This window comes from Shewanella profunda, from assembly GCF_023283765.1.
In the GTDB taxonomy this organism is placed as follows: domain Bacteria; phylum Pseudomonadota; class Gammaproteobacteria; order Enterobacterales; family Shewanellaceae; genus Shewanella; species Shewanella profunda.
In genome coordinates this window covers 1-23,751 of record NZ_JAKILG010000060.1, presented here as the reverse complement: position 1 = coordinate 23,751, position 23,751 = coordinate 1, and the positions used below count along the sequence as shown (strand labels likewise).

41 protein-coding genes are annotated in these 23,751 nt (G+C 45.1%); 7 read left to right on the top strand and 34 right to left on the bottom strand.

The features are described 5' to 3' along the window. Window positions 1-312 (top strand): hypothetical protein (locus L2744_RS19625; protein ID WP_248993466.1); only part of this gene is annotated, 312 nt, incomplete at its 5' end. On the opposite strand, the gene L2744_RS19620 is transcribed toward L2744_RS19625, so the two are convergent. The 4 genes from L2744_RS19620 to L2744_RS19605 are packed head-to-tail and all read right to left on the bottom strand — an operon-like array spanning window position 305 to window position 3,910. Next, window positions 305-892: a TlpA disulfide reductase family protein gene (locus L2744_RS19620; RefSeq protein ID WP_248993465.1), complete on the bottom strand. Its 588-nt coding sequence runs from the start codon at window positions 890-892 to the stop codon at window positions 305-307. The genes L2744_RS19625 and L2744_RS19620 overlap by 8 nt on opposite strands. Continuing rightward, window positions 889-1,362 (bottom strand): heme lyase NrfEFG subunit NrfF, encoded by a 474-nt coding sequence (nrfF, locus tag L2744_RS19615; RefSeq protein ID WP_283104047.1) that lies wholly within the window; start codon window positions 1,360-1,362, stop codon window positions 889-891. The genes L2744_RS19620 and nrfF overlap by 4 nt, the downstream gene beginning before the upstream one ends. 2 nt (window positions 1,363-1,364) lie before the next feature. Continuing rightward, on the bottom strand, window positions 1,365-1,919 hold the full coding sequence (locus L2744_RS19610) for a DsbE family thiol:disulfide interchange protein (protein ID WP_248993463.1): 555 nt from the start codon (window positions 1,917-1,919) through the stop codon (window positions 1,365-1,367). Between the two features lie 14 nt (window positions 1,920-1,933). Beyond that, complete coding sequence (locus L2744_RS19605; protein ID WP_248993462.1) at window positions 1,934-3,910, bottom strand: heme lyase CcmF/NrfE family subunit; 1,977 nt, start codon at window positions 3,908-3,910, stop codon at window positions 1,934-1,936. A gap of 394 nt (window positions 3,911-4,304) precedes the next feature. On the opposite strand from L2744_RS19605, the gene ccmI reads away from it, so the two are divergent. Continuing rightward, window positions 4,305-5,552, top strand: a complete 1,248-nt coding sequence (gene ccmI / locus L2744_RS19600) for a c-type cytochrome biogenesis protein CcmI (RefSeq protein ID WP_248993467.1) — start codon at window positions 4,305-4,307, stop codon at window positions 5,550-5,552. Between the two features lie 61 nt (window positions 5,553-5,613). Here ccmI and L2744_RS19595 read toward each other — a convergent pair whose 3' ends face one another. Further along, window positions 5,614-5,913 carry a c-type cytochrome gene (locus L2744_RS19595; RefSeq protein WP_248993461.1) on the bottom strand — a complete coding sequence of 100 codons (300 nt, stop codon included), beginning with the start codon at window positions 5,911-5,913 and terminating at the stop codon, window positions 5,614-5,616. Window positions 5,914-6,230: 317 nt separating this feature from the next. On the opposite strand from L2744_RS19595, the gene ccmA reads away from it, so the two are divergent. From ccmA to ccmE, 5 genes are read left to right on the top strand one after another with little or no spacing between them, the layout of a single operon-like run. Beyond that, window positions 6,231-6,881 carry a cytochrome c biogenesis heme-transporting ATPase CcmA gene (gene ccmA, locus L2744_RS19590; protein WP_248993460.1) on the top strand — a complete coding sequence of 217 codons (651 nt, stop codon included), beginning with the start codon at window positions 6,231-6,233 and terminating at the stop codon, window positions 6,879-6,881. An 11-nt stretch (window positions 6,882-6,892) separates the two neighbouring features. After that, a complete protein-coding gene (ccmB, locus tag L2744_RS19585; protein WP_248993459.1) occupies window positions 6,893-7,579 on the top strand; it encodes a heme exporter protein CcmB in 687 nt (228 codons plus the stop codon). A 1-nt stretch (window position 7,580) separates the two neighbouring features. Further along, window positions 7,581-8,327, top strand: coding sequence for a heme ABC transporter permease (locus L2744_RS19580; protein WP_248993458.1), 747 nt, complete (start codon window positions 7,581-7,583; stop codon window positions 8,325-8,327). Beyond that, window positions 8,327-8,527, top strand: coding sequence for a heme exporter protein CcmD (ccmD, locus tag L2744_RS19575; RefSeq protein ID WP_248993457.1), 201 nt, complete (start codon window positions 8,327-8,329; stop codon window positions 8,525-8,527). The genes L2744_RS19580 and ccmD overlap by 1 nt, the downstream gene beginning before the upstream one ends. After that, window positions 8,524-9,012, top strand: a complete 489-nt coding sequence (gene ccmE / locus L2744_RS19570) for a cytochrome c maturation protein CcmE (RefSeq protein ID WP_248993456.1) — start codon at window positions 8,524-8,526, stop codon at window positions 9,010-9,012. Before ccmD ends, ccmE begins: the two co-directional genes overlap by 4 nt. Window positions 9,013-9,686: 674 nt before the next feature. Here ccmE and rplQ read toward each other — a convergent pair. From rplQ to L2744_RS19425, 29 genes are all read right to left on the bottom strand, one after another. Further along, window positions 9,687-10,082, bottom strand: coding sequence for a 50S ribosomal protein L17 (gene rplQ, locus L2744_RS19565; RefSeq protein WP_007644470.1), 396 nt, complete (start codon window positions 10,080-10,082; stop codon window positions 9,687-9,689). 40 nt (window positions 10,083-10,122) lie between these two features. Further along, complete coding sequence (locus L2744_RS19560) at window positions 10,123-11,112, bottom strand: DNA-directed RNA polymerase subunit alpha (protein ID WP_006083574.1); 990 nt, start codon at window positions 11,110-11,112, stop codon at window positions 10,123-10,125. A gap of 24 nt (window positions 11,113-11,136) precedes the next feature. Continuing rightward, window positions 11,137-11,757 carry a 30S ribosomal protein S4 gene (gene rpsD / locus L2744_RS19555; protein WP_248993455.1) on the bottom strand — a complete coding sequence of 207 codons (621 nt, stop codon included), beginning with the start codon at window positions 11,755-11,757 and terminating at the stop codon, window positions 11,137-11,139. Between the two features lie 32 nt (window positions 11,758-11,789). Then, window positions 11,790-12,182, bottom strand: coding sequence for a 30S ribosomal protein S11 (rpsK, locus tag L2744_RS19550; protein WP_006083577.1), 393 nt, complete (start codon window positions 12,180-12,182; stop codon window positions 11,790-11,792). A gap of 15 nt (window positions 12,183-12,197) precedes the next feature. Then, window positions 12,198-12,554 (bottom strand): 30S ribosomal protein S13, encoded by a 357-nt coding sequence (gene rpsM, locus L2744_RS19545; protein WP_198781926.1) that lies wholly within the window; start codon window positions 12,552-12,554, stop codon window positions 12,198-12,200. Between the two features lie 117 nt (window positions 12,555-12,671). Then, the gene (gene rpmJ / locus L2744_RS19540; RefSeq protein ID WP_006083579.1) at window positions 12,672-12,785 is read right to left on the bottom strand and encodes a 50S ribosomal protein L36; all 114 of its coding nucleotides are present in this window, start codon (window positions 12,783-12,785) and stop codon (window positions 12,672-12,674) included. Between the two features lie 21 nt (window positions 12,786-12,806). Next, window positions 12,807-14,147 carry a preprotein translocase subunit SecY gene (gene secY, locus L2744_RS19535; protein WP_011787580.1) on the bottom strand — a complete coding sequence of 447 codons (1,341 nt, stop codon included), beginning with the start codon at window positions 14,145-14,147 and terminating at the stop codon, window positions 12,807-12,809. Between the two features lie 7 nt (window positions 14,148-14,154). Continuing rightward, the gene (rplO, locus tag L2744_RS19530) at window positions 14,155-14,589 is read right to left on the bottom strand and encodes a 50S ribosomal protein L15 (RefSeq protein ID WP_006083581.1); all 435 of its coding nucleotides are present in this window, start codon (window positions 14,587-14,589) and stop codon (window positions 14,155-14,157) included. A gap of 3 nt (window positions 14,590-14,592) precedes the next feature. Then, window positions 14,593-14,775 (bottom strand): 50S ribosomal protein L30, encoded by a 183-nt coding sequence (gene rpmD, locus L2744_RS19525; RefSeq protein ID WP_006083582.1) that lies wholly within the window; start codon window positions 14,773-14,775, stop codon window positions 14,593-14,595. Between the two features lie 6 nt (window positions 14,776-14,781). Then, window positions 14,782-15,285, bottom strand: a complete 504-nt coding sequence (gene rpsE / locus L2744_RS19520) for a 30S ribosomal protein S5 (protein WP_011787579.1) — start codon at window positions 15,283-15,285, stop codon at window positions 14,782-14,784. Window positions 15,286-15,297: 12 nt separating this feature from the next. Next, on the bottom strand, window positions 15,298-15,648 hold the full coding sequence (rplR, locus tag L2744_RS19515; RefSeq protein ID WP_007644436.1) for a 50S ribosomal protein L18: 351 nt from the start codon (window positions 15,646-15,648) through the stop codon (window positions 15,298-15,300). A 10-nt stretch (window positions 15,649-15,658) separates the two neighbouring features. Beyond that, entirely contained in the window at window positions 15,659-16,192 is a 534-nt protein-coding gene (gene rplF / locus L2744_RS19510; RefSeq protein ID WP_248993454.1) for a 50S ribosomal protein L6, read from the bottom strand. Window positions 16,193-16,202: 10 nt separating this feature from the next. Beyond that, complete coding sequence (gene rpsH, locus L2744_RS19505; protein ID WP_007644434.1) at window positions 16,203-16,595, bottom strand: 30S ribosomal protein S8; 393 nt, start codon at window positions 16,593-16,595, stop codon at window positions 16,203-16,205. Between the two features lie 24 nt (window positions 16,596-16,619). Beyond that, entirely contained in the window at window positions 16,620-16,925 is a 306-nt protein-coding gene (gene rpsN, locus L2744_RS19500; protein WP_248993453.1) for a 30S ribosomal protein S14, read from the bottom strand. Window positions 16,926-16,935: 10 nt separating this feature from the next. Then, a complete protein-coding gene (rplE, locus tag L2744_RS19495; RefSeq protein WP_011787576.1) occupies window positions 16,936-17,475 on the bottom strand; it encodes a 50S ribosomal protein L5 in 540 nt (179 codons plus the stop codon). A gap of 12 nt (window positions 17,476-17,487) precedes the next feature. Continuing rightward, window positions 17,488-17,802 carry a 50S ribosomal protein L24 gene (rplX, locus tag L2744_RS19490; RefSeq protein ID WP_011787575.1) on the bottom strand — a complete coding sequence of 105 codons (315 nt, stop codon included), beginning with the start codon at window positions 17,800-17,802 and terminating at the stop codon, window positions 17,488-17,490. An 11-nt stretch (window positions 17,803-17,813) separates the two neighbouring features. Beyond that, window positions 17,814-18,182 carry a 50S ribosomal protein L14 gene (gene rplN / locus L2744_RS19485; protein ID WP_006083590.1) on the bottom strand — a complete coding sequence of 123 codons (369 nt, stop codon included), beginning with the start codon at window positions 18,180-18,182 and terminating at the stop codon, window positions 17,814-17,816. A 180-nt stretch (window positions 18,183-18,362) separates the two neighbouring features. After that, window positions 18,363-18,611: a 30S ribosomal protein S17 gene (gene rpsQ / locus L2744_RS19480; RefSeq protein ID WP_006083591.1), complete on the bottom strand. Its 249-nt coding sequence runs from the start codon at window positions 18,609-18,611 to the stop codon at window positions 18,363-18,365. Next, window positions 18,611-18,802 carry a 50S ribosomal protein L29 gene (rpmC, locus tag L2744_RS19475; protein WP_007644429.1) on the bottom strand — a complete coding sequence of 64 codons (192 nt, stop codon included), beginning with the start codon at window positions 18,800-18,802 and terminating at the stop codon, window positions 18,611-18,613. The genes rpsQ and rpmC overlap by 1 nt, the downstream gene beginning before the upstream one ends. Next, a complete protein-coding gene (rplP, locus tag L2744_RS19470; protein ID WP_006083593.1) occupies window positions 18,802-19,212 on the bottom strand; it encodes a 50S ribosomal protein L16 in 411 nt (136 codons plus the stop codon). The genes rpmC and rplP overlap by 1 nt, the downstream gene beginning before the upstream one ends. Before the next feature lie 11 nt (window positions 19,213-19,223). Then, window positions 19,224-19,916 carry a 30S ribosomal protein S3 gene (gene rpsC / locus L2744_RS19465; RefSeq protein WP_011787574.1) on the bottom strand — a complete coding sequence of 231 codons (693 nt, stop codon included), beginning with the start codon at window positions 19,914-19,916 and terminating at the stop codon, window positions 19,224-19,226. A gap of 9 nt (window positions 19,917-19,925) precedes the next feature. Continuing rightward, the gene (rplV, locus tag L2744_RS19460) at window positions 19,926-20,258 is read right to left on the bottom strand and encodes a 50S ribosomal protein L22 (RefSeq protein ID WP_006083595.1); all 333 of its coding nucleotides are present in this window, start codon (window positions 20,256-20,258) and stop codon (window positions 19,926-19,928) included. Between the two features lie 15 nt (window positions 20,259-20,273). Next, the gene (rpsS, locus tag L2744_RS19455) at window positions 20,274-20,552 is read right to left on the bottom strand and encodes a 30S ribosomal protein S19 (protein WP_006083596.1); all 279 of its coding nucleotides are present in this window, start codon (window positions 20,550-20,552) and stop codon (window positions 20,274-20,276) included. 14 nt (window positions 20,553-20,566) lie between these two features. Then, the gene (gene rplB, locus L2744_RS19450) at window positions 20,567-21,391 is read right to left on the bottom strand and encodes a 50S ribosomal protein L2 (RefSeq protein WP_006083597.1); all 825 of its coding nucleotides are present in this window, start codon (window positions 21,389-21,391) and stop codon (window positions 20,567-20,569) included. A gap of 16 nt (window positions 21,392-21,407) precedes the next feature. Continuing rightward, window positions 21,408-21,710 carry a 50S ribosomal protein L23 gene (gene rplW / locus L2744_RS19445; protein WP_025008843.1) on the bottom strand — a complete coding sequence of 101 codons (303 nt, stop codon included), beginning with the start codon at window positions 21,708-21,710 and terminating at the stop codon, window positions 21,408-21,410. Further along, the gene (gene rplD, locus L2744_RS19440; protein ID WP_248993452.1) at window positions 21,710-22,315 is read right to left on the bottom strand and encodes a 50S ribosomal protein L4; all 606 of its coding nucleotides are present in this window, start codon (window positions 22,313-22,315) and stop codon (window positions 21,710-21,712) included. The genes rplW and rplD overlap by 1 nt, the downstream gene beginning before the upstream one ends. Before the next feature lie 17 nt (window positions 22,316-22,332). After that, the gene (gene rplC / locus L2744_RS19435; protein WP_248993451.1) at window positions 22,333-22,971 is read right to left on the bottom strand and encodes a 50S ribosomal protein L3; all 639 of its coding nucleotides are present in this window, start codon (window positions 22,969-22,971) and stop codon (window positions 22,333-22,335) included. A 27-nt stretch (window positions 22,972-22,998) separates the two neighbouring features. After that, a complete protein-coding gene (rpsJ, locus tag L2744_RS19430) occupies window positions 22,999-23,310 on the bottom strand; it encodes a 30S ribosomal protein S10 (RefSeq protein WP_006083601.1) in 312 nt (103 codons plus the stop codon). 335 nt (window positions 23,311-23,645) lie between these two features. Next, a partial coding sequence (locus L2744_RS19425) for an EF-Tu C-terminal domain-related protein (RefSeq protein ID WP_446539695.1) occupies window positions 23,646-23,751 on the bottom strand: 106 nt, incomplete at its 5' end.

Below are 23,751 nucleotides of genomic sequence, written 5' to 3'. Positions count from 1 at the left end.
AACTTGAGTACCACACTGAGCGTCGAACGCTTCCAGTTGGCTAGGGCTGACTTCTCGTCAACTCAGGGCTGCGTATTCTACGCATTTCCCGTTTCGCGTCAAGGAGTTTTTGCAAACTTTCTTTTCGCTCATCAATCAGTAAACTCATCGATGAACTGTCACATCAGGCTGCTTTCGCTGTCTGCCGTGTCAGTGGATGCGCATTATAGGGAGCAGGAGATTTTGCGCAAGCGCTTTTTAAAAGAAAAAAGATCGCATGGCGATCTTTTAAACAACGCAGACTCTTTTTCCAACAGATCGATGATTAATTAGCCTTTACGCGCCCTTTATCAATGAATCCTTGGATTAGTGTCGCTGCTTTGGCGTCATCCCAATCCACGAATGATCGCACAAATGCAATCAACTGACCGTTTTGATCTAGGATAAAGGTTGCAGGAATTGTGTCGAGTGGAAACACTTGACCAAGGTTTTGTTGTGGATCGTAATAGGAGTTAAAGTTAGCCATGCCGAGTGAGTTTAAGAACGGTTGTACTTGTTGTTTACCATCAGCATCAATGGATATAGGTAAGAGTGCGAAATCCTCGGTTTTGAACTTAGTGGCTAATCTTTCGATTGCGGGTAACTCTCTTACGCAGGGTGGACACCAAGTTGCCCACACGTTAACCATGACAATCTTACCTTTATAGTGGCTGAAGTCGATGGCTTTACCATCGACATCATTAAAAGGCGCTGGTTCAATTGGAAAGGCCTTAGGTAATACGCTGATCAGATCAATAGTGGATGTTACTGGCTTTGTCCCCTGTTGCATGCCTGGGTAGGCATGCACAACCCCAATCGTAAATCCCAATAAAATAGATGACAGCATGAACGCTGTCGCTAATTTATGCTTCATTTGCTATTACGCTTTAGTAAGGTATCTAATGCTTGTTGATCTTCAACGCTGATCTCCTGAGGAGTGTTGCCACTGATGCGCTGTTTACGGATGAAGATAAAACCAATGACTAAACCGATTAATAATAAACCTATAGGCCCTAACCAAAGCACATAAGTCTTAGCTTCCATCTTAGGTTTGTACAGCACAAACTCACCGTAGCGACTCGTCATAAACTCAATGATCTCATCATCGCCTTTACCTTCATCAACCATCTTAAAAACTTCCAATCGCAGATCACTGGCAACTGGAGAATTTGAATCGATTAAGTTTTGGTTTTGGCACTGTGGACAACGCAAAGAGTGAGCAAGTGATAATGCACGCTTTTGATTATCTGGTGATTTAAATTCGTAAGTATCTACTGGTGTCGCAATGACACTGGTTACCATGCTCAATAACAGCACCAACCCACTTACTAATTTGAGTAACATTTTCACGATACATTATCCTTTGCTGCTTCTGCCTGTAATTGCTGGATCATCGGGAATAGCGTTTCACTCCAGACATTTTGATCAATGGGGCCAGCATAACGGAAGCGAATAATACCATTATGATCAACGATAAAACTTTCCGGAGCACCATAAACCCCAAGATCTAGACCCAAGCGTCCATCTTTATCAAAGATATTCAATGTATAGGGGTCACCTTGGCGTTTTAACTCAGCGATTGCAGGCGCACGCTCATCCCGATAGTTGATACCGTATATAGGCAGAATATTTTTCCGCGATAACATATTTAAAAAGGGGTGTTCATACTTACAAGATGGGCACCAAGTCGCCCATACGTTAAGTAATGCCACCTTACCTTTTAACTGTTCATTCGTAATTAACTCACCAGGCGTTTCTAAACGTTCTAGCTGGAAAGCCGGAATAGGCTTTCCTTCTAGTGCTGAATCCAATTTCTGAGGATTCAAAAATAGCCCTTTGTATAAAAACACCCCCATGGCAAGAAATAGTACCAAAGGGATAAACAGAACCAACTTCTTCATATATTCCCCAACTATTAAGCGGTTGCCAGTTTAGCTTTATCTGCTTGTGGCTTAACAATCGCAGCCACTTTTGCGCGATAACGCTTATCTGATGCAGCTAAGAAACCACCAATCATCATAAAAATTGAGCCAAACCATAACCAACGAACAAAAGGTTTATAGTTCAAACGCACCGCAAACTCTGTGGTACTGATAGGATCACCCATAGTCACATACAAATCACGGAACAGACCCCAATCAATACCAGCTTCGGTCATATCCATGGTTCGCACATTGTATTGACGGCGATCTGGCTTAAGCAATGTTAACAATTTGTCATCTTTATAGATTTCGATTTGCCCCTGCTGAGCAGTGTAATTTGGGCCAACGACATTTTTTGTCTCTAAATACTTGAAGGTATAACCGGCTAGTTCTTGGCTTACACCAGGTCCCATACGAACACTTTTCTCAATCGAGTAATTTGATACCATAGTGGCGCCAATCACAGAAACAGCAATACCAAGATGCGCGAAAATCATACCAAGCTGACTACGGCCCATACGGCTAATACTGATATCACCTTCTTTTGACTTGACCATGTTATAAGCCGCTCTTGCTGTAGCTAGAATAATCCAAGCTGCAGCTGCAATACCCAAGGCAACCCAAGTATTGAATACACCATCGACGATAAAAGGAGTCACAATACCGATAGCCGCAGCAATCATAGCAGGGATCAATAACTGACGTTTAAGCTCGCCCGCTTTCGATTTTTTCCAACGAATAATTGGACCTACGCCCATAAAAGCAAACAACACTAAGACGATAGGCACAAATACAGCATTAAAGTATGGAGGTCCTACGGAGATCTTACCCATGCCGAGCGCATCGATTAGCAATGGATATAGTGTACCCAATAGCACAGTACCGGCGGCAACCGTCAGTAGCACGTTACATACCAGTAGCATCGTTTCTTTAGACTTTAACTCGAAACGTGCTGGGCTACTCATTTCGCTGGCGCGGAAAGCAAACAATGTTAATGAGCCACCAACCGCAAGACCGAGTAACAGTAAAATAAACATTCCACGACTTGGATCGGCCGCAAATGAATGCACTGAGGTCAATACACCAGAACGCACAATAAAGGTGCCGAGTAAACTTAAAGAGAAAGCAAAAATAGACAGCAATACCGTCCAGTTACGGAAAGCCCCACGCTTTTCAGTCACAATCAATGAATGGACAAGCGCTGTACCGATAAGCCATGGCATAAAAGAGGCGTTTTCGACGGGATCCCAGAACCACCATCCACCCCAGCCTAATTCGTAATATGCCCACCAAGATCCTAAAGAAATGCCACCAGTGAGGAACACCCACGCAGCTAATGTCCAAGGACGGGACCAACGAGCCCAAGCTGAATCAAGACGTCCACTCATCAATGCCGCAATTGCAAAGGCAAAACTGACGGAAAAACCAACGTAGCCTAGGTACAACATAGGTGGATGGAATATTAACCCCACATCCTGCAACATTGGATTTAAGTCACGACCTTCAGCAGGCATTGGAAATAAACGCTCAAATGGGCTTGATGTGAGCAACATAAACAAACTAAAACCAATCACGATCACTGCCAGTACTGCAAGTACACGTGCAGTGAACACTTCTTCTAAACCTTTACTGAATAAGGCGACAGAAGCGGCCCAAGTTGTCAATGCAAACACCCAAAATAGCAGCGACCCTTCGTGACCGCCCCATACGGCCGCAATCTTAAAGAAGATAGGTAACTGGGAGTTAGAGTGATGTGCCACATAAGCGACGGAGAAATCATCAACAGCGAAACTATAACCAAGTGAAACAACGGATAAACTGATAAAAAAGAACATTCCGTAAGCTAACGGCCAAGCATACCTCACAAGATATTGATCTTTACGGGCAACACCTATAAGGGGAACGCTGACGAGCAGAAAGGCAAAAGCCACTCCGATTATCAACGAAAAGTGTCCAAGTTCTGGGATCATGGGTTTTCCTCAGTCTCTAATAATATGTTGATTTAGAACGACTCTATATCAACGCACAACATGTTATTCACACAAACGTACGAAATTTTGTTCATTTTAGTATTTGCTATTGTTCCTGTCTGCCTATTTCATACAAAACTGGGTGACTTGTCTCATTCTCACATATTGAGAAAAAAGTCACATAGAACGACAGTTCTGCATGTGACACGTAAAAGACACTTAAGTTTCATACAAAATTTACAATAAGAATCAATTTGTGAACCAGTGCCCAACTATAAGCTTTCACTGCAATGAATGCCTTATATTACTGTTCAATGAATAATCTTTACGTATAATCTTGCTTCCAAGCCGGCGGTAACACCGCTTTCTGCAAACTAAAGTGAATATAGAAACAATGACGACATTTTGGATTTTTATTGCGCTTGTTGTGTTAGTCAGCCTAACGTTGATTTGGATCCCGCATTTCAGACAGCAAAAGTTGTTACGTACTGAAGAAGCTGGCGTTCGTAGACAAACGAACCTCGAGTTATTCAATGAACGTCTTGCTACGCTTGAAAAAGAACTTAGCGAGGAGCTATTAGATCAAACAGAATTTGATGCTCTTAAAAAAGAATTAGAAATCAGCTTACTGCAAGATATTCAACAGGCAGGAGATGATTCACTGGTTAATCAAATTAAGCCAAAAACCATACTCTGGCCGTCAATAATGTCAGTGGGGTTGCTCGCCATTTCAGGTTACCTATATCAGCATCTAGGGGCTTTCGAAAATATCGGTGCAGCCCAACCAGCCAGTCCACATGCTGGTATGGATACAGCGCAAATCATGGGGCAACGCATACAGGCAATCGAAGCTCAAGTACAAGCTGAACCTGAGAATAGCCAAGCCTGGTTCAGCCTAGGCCATGCATATGTATCGGCAAATCAATTCGATAAAGCCATTGCCGCCTTCGATAAAGTAATGGACTTAGTCGGTAAACACGCCGAATTATTAGGTCCGAAAGCGACTGCCATGTACTACAAAGCTGGCCAGCAGATGACACCACAGATCCAAGCATTGATTGATGAATCTTTAGCGATGGACCCGCAAGATCCTTCAACACTGCTATTAGTTGGGATGAATTCCTTCTTTATCGCCGACTACAAGAAAGCGATTACATCGTGGCAAACGATTCTCGATAGCGACCGTACTGATGTGGATCGCGCAGCGTTAATGAATGCGATTGAAACGGCAAACTTGCGCATGCAAGCTGAAACCTCTGGCATGCCAGATGATGATGTACATAAACAAGCTGCAGTGAGCAAAAAGTCGGTTAGCATTGCCATTTCTATCTCCCCTGAGCTTGCAGCTAAAGCAAGTCCAGAAGACACTATTTTTGTGTTTGCACGCGCAACTGAAGGTCCTAAAGTACCCTTAGCAGCCACAAAAGTGAGCGCAAGTGCCTTACCCGTTACTGTAACTTTAGATGACAGCACTGGCATGGGTGGAGATGCAAAACTAAGCCAAGCCACTAGCGTTGAAGTTATCGCCGTACTTTCCAAGAATGGCAATATCAAACCTCAAGCAGGTGATATTCAAGGTAAGATAAGCAAAGTTGTTGTAGGTGAAACGGCAAGCCTAGTACTTGACACCCAAGTGCAATAACTTACTGTTTATTCTAAGCATAAAAAAACCGGCTTTCGCCGGTTTTTTTATATCTGCAGAACTACTTAGCTGTAGACATAAACTTGATAGCAGCTTTGTAATCATCATCAGTACAATCAGTACACATGCCACCAGGTGGCATAGCGTTCAGACCAGTTTTCACACTGTGCAACAGAGTATCGATACCCTTAGCTAAGCGTGGTTCCCATTCAGCAGTATTGTGAGTTTTAGGAGCACCGGCAACACCCATGCTGTGGCATACGGTACATGCCTTATTATAAATAGCCTCAGCTTCTTGAGCTGAAACGTTGACTGACATAGTCAAAGCAGCGACTGCAGTCATTGCTAACAGTTTTTTCATGTTCAATGTTCCTAATGCAAATACGTACAAAGCTCGACGCTGCCCTTAGAGGCAGACTCATTATAGCGGGCTAAGATTACTACAAACTTCAATAAATCTCATCTTTTTGTGATTAGAATCTCAGCGCAACAGTTGCCAAGCGACAAGCGTGACAAATTCGTTAATATATTAGCAAGTCGTAAAAAAGTTCGATAAATATTGCGGTTATTGGAACCACATCAAATTGCTGACATCTAGGACAAAGCAAGTGTAAACCCCGCAATAATGTTTGTGTTAGAATCACTTGTGTTTCCTTCCGGCTTGAGATAGAGGGTTCAGTGACAAATATAACTTCAGTAAACACACTGGTATCAGCGGACAAGCTGACATGTATCCGCGAAGAACGTATCCTGTTTGATGAGTTAAGTTTTGATATTAATGCTGGTGACATCGTCCAAATTGAAGGCCCTAACGGCGCAGGTAAAACGAGCTTATTGCGCATTTTAGCGGGGCTTTCGCGCCCCTATGCAGGACAAACATTTTATCTTAATGAAGATATCAATCGTTGCCGTGATGAATACAACGAAGACCTACTGTACTTAGGGCACCTTGCAGGCGTTAAGTGTGAATTAACTGCCGAAGAAAACCTTAATTTCAATTTAAGAATCAGTGGTTATGATGACTTCGATGCACCTTCTATCTTAGCCAAGGTTAATTTAACTGGATTTGAAGAAGCCCTTGCGGGACATTTATCTGCAGGTCAGCATCGCAGAACCGCATTGGCAAGACTTTGGCACAGCAACTGTAAAATTTGGGTCCTTGATGAACCTTTTACCGCCATTGATAAGAAAGGTGTTGAAGAACTTGAGCAGCTGTTTATTCAACATGCAGATAATGGTGGGTGCGTTATTCTTACGACTCACCAAGATATGAGCATTATCAAAGATGATAGGCTTCGTAAAATTCGTCTAGATTATCGCTTCGTATAAGGTTAAGCATAATGAAAAGAGGCATCAGCTTTACTCAGGCATTTTTTACCTTGTTACAGCGAGATCTTAAAATTGCCGTACGTCACCGCGGTGATATTTTTAATCCATTGTTATTTTTTATTATGGTCGTAACCCTATTCCCCTTAGGGATCGGACCAGAACCACAGATGCTAGCGCGCGTTGCACCCGGTATTATTTGGGTCGCGGCATTACTAGCATCCATGCTATCGCTTGAACGACTCTTTAAAGCAGATTTTAGCGATGGTAGCTTAGAACAAATGCTCCTGAGTCCACAGCCATTATCGATACTCGTGTTAGCAAAAGTATTGGCACACTGGATACTAACCGGTGTTCCATTAATTATCATCGCACCGCTACTCGCTGTGCTACTGAATTTAGATACCAATAGCTATGGTGCACTGATAGCCACCTTAGCTCTGGGCACGCCTGTTTTGTCGCTATTAGGTGCTATTGGTGTCGCTCTGACAGTCGGGCTGCGTAAAGGTGGTGTGTTGCTCAGCCTACTTATTTTACCCTTATATATTCCGGTTCTCATTTTCGCAACCAGTGCAATCGATGCAGCGGGAATGAATTTACCCTATGATGGTCAGCTCGCTATAATTGGCGCTATGTTGATCGGTTCGTTAACCTTGGCACCTTTTGCAATAGGTGCATCTCTGCGAGTGAGTACTAACTAAAATGTGGAAATGGTTACACCCTTACGCGGATCCTGAGCGCGCATATAAATTATCAGGAACATTATTCCCGTGGTTTGCCACCTTGGCTTTCCTGTTTATTGCCGTAGGGACTATTTGGGGATTAGTATTCGCACCAACTGATTATCAGCAGGGTGATAGTTACCGTATTATCTTTATCCATGTACCTGCCGCTTCTATGTCGATGGCTGCTTATATGGGTATGGCAACAGCGGCCTTTATCGGTCTTGTGTGGCAAGTCAAGCTGGCTGATTGGGCCGCAGCATCGATTGCTCCTATTGGTGCAGTAATTACGTTTATCGCACTATTCACAGGAGCTGCATGGGGTAAACCTATGTGGGGGGCTTGGTGGGTATGGGATGCACGCTTGACCTCTGAGCTGGTATTACTGTTCTTATATCTAGGTGTTATCTCACTCTATGCCTCATTTGAAGATAAGGTGCTCGCTGCACGTGCTGCGGGGATCCTAGCGATTGTTGGAGTGATCAATATTCCGATCATCAAATATTCTGTAGAGTGGTGGAGTTCATTGCATCAACCATCCACTATCCGCATTACTGAAAAATCGACTATGCCAGCAGAGATGTTGTATCCACTTTTAATCAATATTTTAGGTTTCGGCCTTATGATAGGTGCCATTACTATTGTCAGGTTTAAAGCTGAAATTTTAGCAAGAAACGGAATGCGCCCTTGGGTGCGTGAACTTGCTAAGGCTGAGGAGGTCAAATAATGCAATTCGATTCTATCAGTGATTTTTTTAATATGGGCGGCTATGCATTCTATGTATGGCTTTCCTATGGAGTGACGTTCTTCTGTCTATCGATAATCATCATTACAAGTGCACGCCAAAAGCGCAAAGTTTTGATTGAAATCGCTAAAAAGATGAATCGTGAAGATCGCCTCAAAGAAACCAGGAGTACCAAATCGTGAATCCAAGACGCAAAAAAAGACTGACGTTAGCTGTAGCATTGATTGGTGGCGTTGCCGCGATTACTTCGCTTTTGCTCTATGCGCTCAACTCCAACTTAAACTTATTCTATACACCGTCTGAAATTGTCCACGGTAAAACTGATACTGGGGTCAAACCGGATGTCGGACAACGTATCCGTGTAGGGGGGATGGTGACGGTTGGCTCTATGGTTCGCGATCCCGATAGCCTACACGTACAATTCGCTGTACACGACTCTTTGGGTGGCGAAATACTAGTTACCTATGATGACCTGTTGCCAGATTTATTTCGTGAAGGACAAGGCATTGTTGCTCAGGGCGTACTGGGTGCTGATGGCAAACTAGAAGCAACTGAAGTATTAGCTAAGCATGATGAAAACTATATGCCACCAGAAGTGGCGGAAGCTATGGGTCAGAAACACGAAAAACTCGACTACAGTCAGCAAAAAGCGCCTGACACTCAGTAGTAGAATATAAACCACCAATAAAGCCTCTTCGCGAGGCTTTTTTATTACCCTTACTCAGATGCTCACTCCTACTTATCCAAGGTTTGTTGCCTAAGACTGTGCAAAGATGAATATTAGTCATTTTTGACCAAGGTGAAACATCTAGCATTACCGCAGACTACATCAGTAACCAGCTATCACGTATACTGGGAAATGTGGAAGTCACTGTCATTCAACTTGCACGCCTAAAAGATTGGCAACAACATGTACTATCAGGTATAACGCCATAGTCGTCGCACTTGATCAGGCAGTGAGAGATGATGAAAATCAGTCAGTGAAGCGAATCAACTCATAAAATGGATAGCCAATAATACACCTGTACCTAATTTCGGCTTTTGGGACTTCAGTATCTCGGCTGAAGGGGGGGGACATTTGAGGCTACGTGCTTGAGGTTATAACCACGGCAAGATCGCAGCAGCTATGGCGGTAAGGATCCTTACAAGCGAAAAAACCGCATATATCTTCCCTGTTATAGATGACCTTGGTAAGTTTGTGTTGAGTCGGCAAGGGCTCGCAAAATGGGAAATTACACTACCTCGATAAATTGAGAAACAACCCACTTGGGTAGAGGAGTTGTAAATAATTGATATAAAAAAACCGGGCAATTGCCCGGTTTTTTAATTATGTAACCTTAATTACTCAGCAGCTTCAACATCAACAGCTTGAGCAGCTTCTGGGCGACCAACTAGCTCGATGTAAGCCATTGGGGCTTTATCACCAGCACGTAAACCGCACTTAAGGATACGGGTATAGCCACCAGGACGTTCCTGGTAACGTGGACCCAACTCAGTAAATAACTTACCTACGACTTCAGCGTCGCGAGTACGTGCAAACGCTAAACGACGGTTTGCAACGCTGTCACTCTTAGCAAGTGTTATCAGAGGCTCAACTACGCGACGCAGTTCTTTCGCTTTAGCTACGGTTGTCTTGATGATCTCATGACGAACCAGTGAGCTTGCCATGTTACGGAACATAGCTTGGCGGTGGCTGCTGTTGCGGTTAAGTTGACGACCACTCTTACGATGGCGCATGACCTAATCCTTATAACCTAAATCTGTACAAACCTGAGACTTATAGGTCGTCTGCTAAACTAGCTGGAGGCCAGTTTTCCAAACGCATACCTAACGACAGTCCGCGAGAAGCTAAAACGTCCTTAATTTCTGTAAGAGATTTCTTACCTAAGTTAGGGGTTTTCAACAGCTCAACTTCAGTACGCTGTACCAGATCTCCGATGTAATGAATCGCTTCGGCTTTCAAGCAGTTAGCCGAACGTACAGTTAGCTCTAAATCGTCGACAGGACGCAACAGAATCGGATCGAACTCCGGTTTCTCTTCTTTCAATTCTGGCTCAGTCACGTCACGCAGCTCAACAAACGCATCTAGCTGTTCAGCCAAAATTGTTGCAGAACGACGGATAGCTTCCTCAGGATCGATAGTACCATTAGTGGTCATATCGATAACGAGTTTATCCAAGTCAGTACGCTGTTCAACACGAGCTGCTTCTACATTGTAGGCAATACGTGCAACTGGCGAGAAAGAAGCATCAACCAGCAAACGGCCGATTGGGCGATCATCGTCTTCGGTCTGTGCACGGGCAGATGCTGGCACATAACCACGACCACGCTCAACGCGAATACGCATGCTGATATCATTATTACCTGTCAAATGACAGATAATATGATCAGGATTCACGATAGTGACATCACCATCATGCGTGATATCTGCTGCGATGACAGGGCCTGCGCCGGACTTGCTCAACGTAAGCATAGCCTCGTCTTTACCCTCGATAGTCACTGCTAACCCTTTCAGGTTTAACAAGATCTCAAGGATATCTTCTTGTACGCCTTCCTTACTGCTGTATTCGTGCAGTACACCGTCAATCTCGACTTCGGTAACCGCGCAGCCGGGCATAGACGACAATAGGATGCGACGCAACGCGTTACCTAAAGTGTGGCCGAAACCACGCTCAAGTGGTTCCAATGTAACCTTGGCACGTGTTGAGTTAACCTGCTCGATATCAACGAGACGCGGTTTAAGAAATTCTGTAACAGAACCCTGCATTGTGTCCTCTCTTGTTTGTTAGCTTTACTTAGAGTAAAGCTCGACGATCAGCTGTTCGTTAATTTCCGCAGACAAATCGCTACGTTCTGGAACGCGCTTAAAAGCACCTTCCATTTTCGCGTTGTCGACTTCAACCCATGTAGGCTTCTCGCGTTGAGCTGCCACTTCTAAAGCCGCTTTGATACGAGCTTGAGTGCGTGACTTCTCGCGGATGCTCACAACATCATTCGCAGACACTTTGAATGACGGAATGTTAACAACACGACCGTTAACCATAATTGATTTATGGCTTACTAGCTGACGTGATTCTGCACGAGTAGCACCAAAGCCCATACGATAAACAACGTTATCTAAACGGGTTTCTAAAAGTTGCAACAGGTTTTCACCAGTGTTGCCTTTCAGACGTGCAGCATCTTTGTAGTAATTACGGAATTGTTTTTCTAACACACCGTAAATACGACGAACTTTTTGTTTTTCGCGTAACTGAGTACCGTACTCAGACAAACGTGGCTTACGAGCGCCATGTTGTCCAGGTGCAGTTTCCAGTTTACACTTTGAATCGATTGCTCTCACACCGCTTTTTAAGAAAAGGTCTGTACCTTCTCGGCGGCTGAGCTTGAGCTTGGGACCCAAGTATCTTGCCATGATCTTTCTCCAACTATCCTAATGAAACGGCGTTATACACGACGCTTTTTAGGAGGACGACAACCATTATGAGGGATCGGCGTCACATCGGTAATGTTGGTAATTTTATAACCAACAGCGTTCAGCGCACGAATGGCTGACTCACGACCTGGACCTGGACCCTTCACAAACACTTCAAGGTTTTTTAAACCGTAGTCTTGAGCAGCAGCACCTGCACGCTCAGCAGCCACCTGTGCAGCAAATGGAGTAGATTTACGTGAACCACGGAAACCTGAACCACCTGAAGTAGCCCATGACAACGCATTACCTTGACGATCTGTAATGGTGACAATAGTGTTGTTGAAAGAAGCATGGATATGAGCCATGCCATCTGCAACCTGTTTACGTACGCGCTTACGCGGAGAACGTGACGGAACTTTAGCCATTGCTTTACCTTCCCGTTACTTTCTAATAGGTTTACGTGGACCTTTACGCGTACGCGCATTGGTCTTAGTACGTTGCCCACGGAGAGGCAGGCTACGGCGATGGCGGAGACCACGATAACAACCAAGATCCATAAGACGCTTGATGTTCATTGAAATCTCACGACGTAAGTCACCTTCTACAATGTATTTGGCAACTTCTTCGCGTAGTGTGTCTATTTGAGCTTCGCTCAATTCCTTGATCTTAGCAGTTTCAGCGATTGCTGTAGCCGCGCAGATTGCTCTTGCGCGAGTACGGCCGATGCCGAAAATTGCAGTCAATGCAATGACTGTGTGCTTTTGATCAGGAATGTTAATGCCAGCGATACGGGCCACTATGCACTCCTTAAAGTTAAAGGCCAACTGCGAAAAGCCCGAAAGGATACTCGACAGCCGACAGATTTGCAAACAAAATTTTGTTCAGCCCAATTCATGGGCTGAACAAATTACTTTTTAGCCTTGACGCTGTTTGTGTTTTGGTTCAACACAGATAACGCGTACAACGCCACTACGCTTGACGATCTTGCAATTACGGCAGATCTTCTTCACGGAAGCTCGAACTTTCATTTCATCACTCCGTAAAGCTAATTAGCGACCAAAGCGATCTAAATTTGCTTTGTTTACTAGGTTAGCTTTCTTCATCACAGACTCATACTGATGAGACATCATATGGGTCTGAACCTGAGCCATGAAGTCCATGATCACGACTACCATAATTAGTAGTGAAGTACCGCCAAAATAGAACTGTACTTTCCACGCAATTAACATGAACTCCGGAATTAAGCAGATAAAGGTTATGTATAACGCGCCTGCCAATGTCAAACGGGTCATTACTTTATCAATGTAACGCGAAGTCTGTTCTCCAGGACGGATCCCAGGGATGAATGCACCACTTTTCTTCAGGTTATCAGCTGTCTCACGTGGGTTAAACACCAACGCAGTATAGAAGAAACAGAAGAAAATAATTGCTGCTGCATACAATAATGAGTAAAGCGGCTGTCCAGGAGACACAGCAAGTGAAAAATCACTTAACCATGACATAGACTCATTTTGACCGAACCACTGAGCCAGTGTTCCTGGAAACAAAATGATGCTTGACGCAAAAATTGGGGGGATTACACCCGCCATGTTTATTTTCAGTGGTAAATGTGTACTTTGCGCAGCGAACACCTTACGGCCCTGCTGGCGCTTAGCATAGTTAACGACGATACGACGTTGACCACGTTCCACAAACACTACGAAATAAGTCACAGCAAATACAATTACCGCGAGCAACAACAATACTAACACATTCAAGTCACCTTGACGCGCCTGCTCAGCCGTTTGGCCGATAGCGGAAGGTAATCCAGCAACAATACCCGCGAAAATCAAAATCGAGATACCGTTACCTATACCACGTTCGGTAATCTGCTCACCTAGCCACATGAGGAACATCGTTCCCGTCACTAAGCTCACAACCGCAACAAAGTAGAATCCAAATCCAATGTTGACCACAAGGCCTGGCACTAAGTTTGGTAACCCGGTTGCAATACCGACCGACTGGAATGTACCCAGCACGAGTGTGCCCCATCGTGTATATTGACTGATTTTCTTACGTCCTGACTCGCCTTCTTTTTTCAATTCAGCAAGTGCAGGATGCACTACAGTCAACAACTGCATAATGATCGATGCCGAAATATACGGCATGATACCTAATGCAAAGATAGAAGCGCGCTCAAGGGCACCACCCGAAAACATGTTAAACATGCTTAGGATGGTCCCACTTTGCTGAGCAAACAGCTCTGCTAATACAGCTGCGTCAATACCAGGAATTGGCACAAACGAACCGGCCCTAAAGACGATAATCGCACCAATCACGAACAGGAGGCGAGCTTTCAGTTCTGAAAATCCGCCTTTCGCGCTTTTTAAATCAAGTCCTGGTTTTGCCATCGACGTATTATTCCTCGATCTTACCGCCAGCAGCTTCAATTGCTGCACGTGCACCTTTGGTTACCTTTAGACCTTTGACAGTCACAGGGCGCTCAATGGTACCTGAAAGAACAATTTTCGCAAACTGGATGTTGCGAGTAATAACGTTCGCATCTTTCAGAGCGTTTAAGTCGATAACATCACCGTTAACTTTTGCCAGTTCGAGTACACGAACTTCAGCTGTTACCATAGCGCGACGCGAGGTAAAACCAAATTTAGGTAAACGGATCTTCAGTGGCATTTGACCACCCTCGAATCCAGGGCGTACACCGCCACCAGAACGAGATTTTTGGCCTTTATGACCACGACCCGCAGTTTTACCTAAGCCTGAACCCATACCACGGCCTACACGCTTTGGTGCATGCTTAGAGCCTGCAGCTGGAGATAGAGTATTTAAACGCATCTATTAATCCTCCACCTTAACCATGTAGTAGACCTTGTTGATCATACCGCGAACAGAAGGAGTATCTTCTAATTCAACAGTGTGACCAATGCGACGCAGACCTAGACCCGTTAAGGTTGCACGGTGCTTCGGCAAACGACCGATACCGCTCTTAGTCTGAGTAACTTTTACAGTTTTAGTTGCCATGGTGCATTACCCCCGAATTTCGTCAACATTCAGGCCACGCTTAGCTGCGATTTGCGATGGTGACTTCATGTGCACCAATGCATCTACAGTCGCGCGAACGATGTTGATCGGGTTAGTAGAACCGTATGCTTTTGACAGAACGTTATGAACGCCTGCTACTTCTAATACGGCACGCATTGCGCCACCGGCAATAATACCGGTACCCTGTGATGCTGGTTGCATGTATACACGTGAACCAGTATGACGACCTTTAACTGGGTGATGCAGAGTACCTGCGTTCAACTCCACGGTCACCATGTTGCGACGGGCTTTTTCCATAGCTTTTTGAATTGCTGCTGGAACTTCACGCGCTTTACCATAGCCATAGCCGATCTTACCATTACCATCACCCACTACAGTTAGTGCTGTGAAGCTAAAGATACGACCGCCCTTAACTACTTTAGAAACACGATTAACTGCAATCAATTTTTCTTGCAGATCGTCTTTTTGCTGAGCTTCTAATTTAGCCATTTTTATAACCCCTTAGAACTGGAGGCCAGCTTCACGAGCAGCATCTGCTAGAGCAGCTACACGACCGTGATACTTGAAACCAGAACGATCGAACGCAACAGAAGTTACGCCTTTTTCGATCGCGCGCTCAGCAACAAACTTACCTACTGCTTTCGCCGCGTCTACGTTACCGGTACTCTTCAGTTGCTCTTTAACCGCTTTTTCCACGGTTGAAGCAGCTGCCACCACCTGAGCTTCAGGATTGATCACCTGAGCATAAATGTGACGCGGTGTACGATGTACAACCAGACGGTTCACGCCCAGCTCTTGGATCTTCTTACGAGCGCGAATAGCGCGACGTAAGCGAGATGTTTTCTTATCCATATCGCATTACCTACTTCTTCTTAGCCTCTTTACGGCGTACTACTTCGTCGTCATAGCGAACACCCTTGCCTTTATATGGCTCTGGTGGACGATATCCGCGAATCTCAGCAGCGACTTGACCAATTAACTGTTTATCAACGCCACGAAGGACGATGTCAGTTTGGCTAGGGCACTCTGCAGTAACGCCTGCGGGCAGTTTGTGTACTAACGGATGAGAGAAACCTAGAGTCAGGTCAATATCAGCTCCGACGAGTTTCGCACGGTAACCAACACCAACTAACTTCAGTTTACGCTCAAAACCTTGAGATACACCAACAACCATGTTGTTTACTAATGCACGAGTAGTACCAGCCTGTGCCCAAGCGTTAACAACGCCTTCAACAGGAAGAAACTTAACTACGCCATCTTCAATAACAACATTGACCGCATTGTTGATCACTCGAGTCAGACTACCTTTCGCGCCTTTGACGGTCAGGGTCTGTTCGTTTAAGGTCACCTCTACGCCAGCTGGAATAGATACTGGTGCTTTTGCTACACGAGACATTCCTAGCTCCTTATGCTACGTAGCAGATAACCTCGCCACCCATGCCTGCAAGGCGGGCGGCACGATCAGTCATCAAGCCTTTAGAAGTGGACACAATTGCGACACCCAGTCCGCCCATCACCTTTGGAAGTTCGTTTTTACCTTTGTAAATACGAAGACCAGGACGACTTACGCGCTGGATAGTCTCAACGACTGGTTGGCCTTGGAAATACTTTAAAGTAATTTCCAGTTCAGGCTTGGCTTCATCTGCTACGGCGTAATCAGCGATGTAACCTTCTTCTTTAAGCAGTTTCGCAATAGCGACTTTCAACTTAGCAGAAGGCATCTTCACAGATACTTTGTTAGCAGCTTGGCCGTTACGAATACGGGTTAACATATCCGCAATAGGATCTTGCATGCTCATATTAGCTTACTCCGTGACAAGTGCTTACCAGCTAGCCTTACGTAGGCCAGGAACTTCACCACGCATGGTTGCTTCACGTAACTTGATACGGCTTAAGCCGAATTTACGTAGGAAACCATGTGGGCGACCAGTTTGATTACAACGATTGCGTTGACGCGCTGCGCTGGAATCACGTGGTAAAGCTTGCAGCTTTAATACTGCATCCCAACGATCTTCGTCAGAAGAAGCTGGACTTACAATAATAGCTTTCAGAGCCGCACGCTTCTCAGCATACTTAGCTACGAGCTGTGCACGTTTAACTTCACGTGCTTTCATTGATGTTTTTGCCATTACGCTACCCTTATTTCTTGAATGGGAAGTTAAAAGCGTCTAACAAAGCACGACCTTCTTCATCAGTCTTCGCAGAGGTAGTGATAACAATATCCATACCGCGAATTTTATCGATTTTATCGTAATCGATCTCTGGGAAAATGATCTGCTCACGCACGCCCATTGCGTAGTTACCACGGCCATCGAACGCTTTAGCGCTCAGACCACGGAAGTCACGAATACGTGGGATTGCGATATCGACTAAACGCTCTAAGAATTCCCACATACGCTCACCGCGCAGGGTCACTTTACAGCCAATAGGGTAGCCTTCACGGATTTTAAAACCAGCAACTGATTTACGAGCAACAGTCACTACTGGTTTTTGACCAGCGATCGCAGTCATATCACGGAGCGCATGCTCCATAACTTTTTTGTCTGCAACAGCTTCGCCAACACCCATGTTCAGGGTGATTTTCTCAATCCGAGGGACTTGCATGACACTGGTATAACCGAACTTTTTAGCAAGTTCAGCGACAACAGTCTCTTGGTATTTATCATGCAGTTTCGCCATCGTTTACTCCAATTACTTAACGAGTTCACTGTTCGATTTGAAGAAACGAACTTTTTTGCCGTCTTCAAAGCGGAAACCAACGCGATCAGCTTTGCCAGTGGCAGAGTTGAAAATCGCTACATTTGATGCTTGTATCGGTGCTTCTTTCTCAACAATACCGCCAGCTACGCCCAATTGTGGGTTTGGCTTTTGGTGTTTTTTGACAAGATTGATACCTTCAAGAATCAATTTACCAGTAGGAAGGACTTGAGAAACTTTTGCACGTTTACCCTTGTCTTTACCTGCTAATACAATCACTTCGTCTTCACGACGTATTTTAGCTGCCATTTTGAAGCTCCTTACAGTACTTCTGGTGCCAGCGAGACAATTTTCATGAATTGTTCATTACGCAATTCACGTGTCACTGGTCCAAAGATACGAGTACCAATCGGCTGCAGGTTGTTGTTCAAAAGAACCGCTGCATTCCGATCGAAGCGAATGACAGAACCGTCTGGACGACGTACGCCTTTCTTAGTACGGACTACCACCGCGTTATACACATCACCTTTCTTCGCTTTAGCGCGAGGAATTGCTTCTTTTACAGAAACTTTGATAATGTCGCCGATACCGGCATAACGACGATGAGAGCCACCCAAGACCTTAATACACTGAACTCTGCGTGCGCCGCTGTTACATGCGACGTCAAGAGTCGATTGCATTTGGATCATTTTAAGTGCTCCGCTATCGTTACTACACAATTCCCACTATGGGACAATAAAAACACTCATTTTTGCTAAGTATTTAGTCAAAAATGGCGCGCAAATATACCACCATAAAAGTGGAATGTATAGTATTAAAAAACAAACGGCCCCACATTCTGGAGCCGTTTACCTAAATACCTAATTAACTTAGGCCTTTGATACTACTTCAACCAGGGTCCAAGATTTAGTCTTAGACAAAGGACGACATTCGCGAATTGCTACTAAATCGCCTTCATTGCACTGATTAGTTTCGTCATGTGCATGGATCTTAGTCGTACGCTTAATGTATTTCCCATAAATTGGGTGTTTCACTTGGCGTTCGATAGCAACAGTAATGGACTTGTCCATTTTGTTGCTAGTTACACGACCCTGCAAAGTACGGATTTTATCAGACATTATGCACCCGCCTTAGAAGTAATAATGGTCTTAACGCGCGCAATATTACGGCGCACTAATTTCAGTTGATGAGTCTGAGTCAACTGACCAGTGGCGTGTTGCATACGCAGGTTGAACTGCTCACGCAGCAGACCAAGTAGTTCAGCGTTCAGTTCTTCAACGCTCTTTTCTCTCAGTTCGCTCGCTTTCATTACATCACCGTCTTAGTTACGAAGGTAGTCTTAATTGGAAGCTTGGCAGCAGCTAAAGCAAACGCTTCACGAGCGATCACTTCAGAAACACCATTCATCTCATAAAGAACCTTACCAGGTTGAATCTGACATACCCAGTATTCAACGTTACCTTTACCTTTACCCATACGCACTTCAAGAGGCTTAGAGGTAATCGGCTTGTCCGGGAAAACTCGAATCCAAATTTGTCCCTGACGCTTAATGTGACGTGTCATGGCACGACGTGCAGATTCGATCTGACGTGCAGTTAAACGGCCACGGCCGACTGCTTTCAGACCAAATGTACCAAAGCTAACTTCGGTACCGTTCGCTAGACCGCGGTTACGGCCTTTGAACATCTTGCGAAACTTCATACGTTTAGGTTGCAGCATTGCCGGCTCTCCTATTTACCACGAGGCTTGCGCTTAGGTTGCTGCTGCTTCGGCTCTTCAATCTGTGGCAGCATTCCATCCAGAACTTCACCTTTGAAGATCCAAACTTTAACGCCAATCACACCGTATTGGGTGTGACTTTCAGATGTGGAATAGTCGATATCAGCACGCAAAGTATGTAAAGGTACACGACCTTCACGATACCACTCATCACGCGCAATCTCAGCTCCGCCTAAACGGCCACTAACTTGAACTTTGATACCTTGAGCACCAATACGCATTGCGTTTTGTACTGCGCGCTTCATAGCACGACGGAACATTACGCGACGCTCTAATTGCTGTGCAATTGAATCAGCAACTAACTTGGCATCTAGCTCAGGTTTACGGATCTCAGCGATGTTAATTTGAGCAGGAGTACCAGCCAGTTTTGACACTGCGGCACGCAATACTTCAACGTCTTCACCTTTCTTACCAATCACAACGCCTGGACGGGCAGTGTGAATCGTAACGCGGATGCTTTTCGCTGGACGTTCGATAACAATCTTAGATACTGACGCAGCTTGTAACTTCTCTACAAGAAACTTACGCACTTCCCAGTCGCTGTTCAGATTATTTGCATAATCTGACTTATCTGCGTACCAGGTAGAGATCCAAGGCTTGGTGATACCCAGACGGATACCATTAGGATGTACTTTCTGTCCCATTGCTCTCTCCTAGCGATCTGATACAACCACAGTAATGTGGCTGGTACGCTTCATGATACGATCAGCGCGGCCTTTAGCACGTGGCATGATACGCTTCATAGTTGGACCTTCGTCAACAAAGACGGCCCCAACTTTTAGCTCATCAATATCCGCACCTTCGTTGTGTTCGGCGTTTGCGATAGCTGAGTCAAGTACTTTTTTAACCAGTACGGCGGCTTTTTTCGGGCTGAAAGTCAATATTTCGAGGGCCTTAGCAACAGGCAAACCACGAATTTGATCGGCAACCAGACGGGCCTTCTGCGCAGACGTACGGGCAAAACGATGTTTAGCTAAAACTTCCATCTTATTCCTCCCGTATTAGCGCTTCTTCGCTTTCTTATCTGCAGCATGGCCGCGATAAGTGCGAGTTGGTGAAAATTCACCAAGTTTGTGGCCGATCATTTCGTCAGTTACGAACACAGGAACGTGCTGACGACCATTATGGACAGCGATGGTCAAACCAATCATATTTGGAATGATCATAGAGCGACGTGACCAAGTCTTAATAGGCTTTTTGTCACCGGCTTCCATCGCTTTCTCTACCTTCTTCAGCAAGTGCAGGTCAATGAAGGGACCTTTCTTGAGAGAACGTGGCATGGCGAATCCTCTTACTATTTATTACGACGACGTACGATGTACTTGTCAGTGCGCTTGTTACTACGAGTTTTATAACCCTTAGTTGGCACACCCCATGGAGTCACTGGGTGACGACCACCAGAAGTACGGCCTTCACCACCACCGTGTGGATGGTCTACTGGGTTCATTGCAACACCGCGCACTGTAGGACGTATGCCTCTCCAGCGCTTAGCACCTGCTTTACCTAACTGGCGTAGCATGTGTTCAGCATTACCAACTTCACCAAATGTCGCGCGGCAATCAACTGGCACTTTACGCATTTCGCCAGAGCGAAGACGTAGAGTGGCATATGCGCCATCACGAGCAACAACTTGTACATAAGCACCTGCAGAACGAGCGATCTGAGCACCTTTACCAGGCTTCATTTCAACTGCGTGTACTACAGAACCTACTGGGATGTTGCGCAGTGGCATAGCGTTACCGGTTTTGATCTCGGCAGCAACACCAGACTGGATCTTATCGCCAGCTTGCATGCCTTTGGCAGCAAGAATATAACGACGCTCACCATCCGCATACAATACTAACGCGATGTTAGCTGTACGGTTTGGATCGTATTCCAGACGCTCAATCTTTGCAGGGATACCATCTTTATCGCGTTTGAAGTCGATTAGACGATAATGCTGCTTATGACCACCACCTACGTGACGGACAGTGATACGGCCAGTATTGTTACGGCCACCACTTTTAGATTTTTTCGCCAACAGGCCAGCAAAGGGTTTACCCTTATGCAGGTCAGTGTTCACCACTTTAACTACGTGGCGACGACCTGGAGAGGTTGGCTTACACTTAATAACTGCCATGATAATTCTCCTTTGCTTACTCAGCGCCGCCGACGAAATCGATGTCAGCACCAGCAGCTAGAGTCACATAGGCTTTTTTCCAATCGCTACGACGGCCAGTACGGCCACCAGTGCGTTTAGTTTTGCCTTTGCTCACTAAAGTGCGAACTGAATCAACTTCAACTTCAAATAGCTTGGCAACAGCAGCTTTAATTTCAGCTTTAGTTGCATCGATAGCTACGCGGAAAACAACAGTGTTGTGCTTCTCAGCGTTCACAGTGCTCTTTTCAGAGATGTGTGGAGCGAGAATAACTTTTAGCAAACGTTCTTCGCGGATCATCATGCTAGCATCTCCTCGATTTGCTTCACTGCGTCAGCAGTCACAAGCACAGTGTTGAACGCGATCAGACTCACTGGGTCTAGACCCGCTACGTCACGAACGTCAACCTTGTACAGGTTACGAGCTGCTAAGAATAAGTTCTCATCAACTTCTGCAGTCACAATCAGAACGTCTTCTAGGTTCATTGCTTTCAATTTCGCTTTCAGCTCTTTAGTTTTAGGAGCTTCAACACCGAAAGATTCAACAACAACCAAACGCTCTTGACGTACCAATTCAGACAGAATGCTTCTCAGCGCGCCGCGGTACATCTTTTTGTTAACTTTTTGGCTGTGATCTTGGGTTTTAGCAGCGAATGTTACGCCACCACCACGCCAGATTGGGCCTTTCACAGAACCAGCACGAGCACGGCCAGTTCCTTTTTGGCGCCAAGGCTTTTTGCCTGAGCCAGTTACTTCCGTACGAGTCTTTTGAGCACGAGTGCCCTGACGCGCGTTTGCAGCGTATGCTACAACTACCTGATGAACCAGTGCCTCGTTAAAGTCACGGCCGAAGGTAGTTTCGGAAACTTCAAGAGCGCTTTGCGCGTCTTTCAATACCAATTCCATTACTATCTCCTCAGACCTTAAGCTTTAACGGCAGGCTTGATAATCAAGTCGCCATTGGTAGCGCCAGGAACAGCGCCACGGACTAGTAGCAGGTTACGCTCAACATCTACACGAACTACAACTAGATTTTGAGTAGTAACACGCTCGGCACCCATATGGCCTGACATTTTTTTGCCTTTGAATACGCGACCAGGCGTTTGGTTCTGACCGATAGAACCATTCGAGCGGTGCGACAAAGAGTTACCGTGAGTCATATCTTGAGTACGGAAGTTCCAACGCTTAACGCCGCCTTGGAAACCTTTACCTTTTGATTGACCAGTAACATCAACTTTCGCTACATCAGCGAAAATATCAACATTTAGCTCAGCACCAACTTCAATGCCCTCGCCTTCACCGTCTGCCAGACGCACTTCCCACAAACCACGACCGGCTTCAACACCGCTCTTGGCAAAGTGACCTGCTTCTGGTTTAGTAATGCGATTGGCTTTTTTGGTACCAGTAGTAACTTGAAGCGCGCGGTATCCGTCAGTTTCTAAAGTTTTCACTTGAGTAACACGATTGCCAGCAACTTCAATTACTGTAACAGGTATTGAAACACCATCTTCAGTAAAGATGCGAGTCATACCAACTTTACGACCAATAAGACCGATAGCCATCTCTCAAACCTCTTCTAAGGATCTCAATTAACCCAAGCTAATCTGTACGTCGACACCAGCCGCAAGATCTAAACGCATTAATGCGTCTACAGTCTTTTCAGTTGGCTCTACGATGTCAACCAGGCGCTTGTGTGTACGTAATTCATACTGGTCACGAGCATCTTTATTAACGTGCGGAGAGATCAAAATGGTATAACGCTCTTTACGCGTAGGTAGTGGAATTGGACCACGTACTTGAGCGCCTGTACGCTTAGCAGTTTCAACGATTTCCGCTGTAGATTGATCAATTAAGCGATGATCAAATCCCTTTAAACGGATACGGATTCTTTGGTTCTGCATTGACCAGAGCTCCTAAAATGGACATATAAAAAATCACCCTCTAGCTTCTTCCAAATGGAAAAGCAGAGCGAGATGATTTAACCGTTCGGCTCCCAATCGGAGCCGCTATGATAATGATTAACTTAATTGACTAATCATTTTATTCGTAGACCTAAGTCAACGAGGGGGCAATTATACTCATCTAAATTGAGATATCAAGCCCGCTGTGTAAATAGTCATCAAAAAAACTATTTAACTTCAGAGTGGCGAGCATTCTACACAAATTTACCGATAAAACCAGCCCTTAAACAAAAAAGGAAGCCGAAGCTTCCTTTTCAAACTAATCTCTACCGCTATTAAGCGATGATTTTAGCTACTACACCAGCACCAACTGTACGACCACCTTCACGAATTGCGAAGCGTAAACCTTCGTCCATCGCGATTGGGCAAATCAGTGTCACT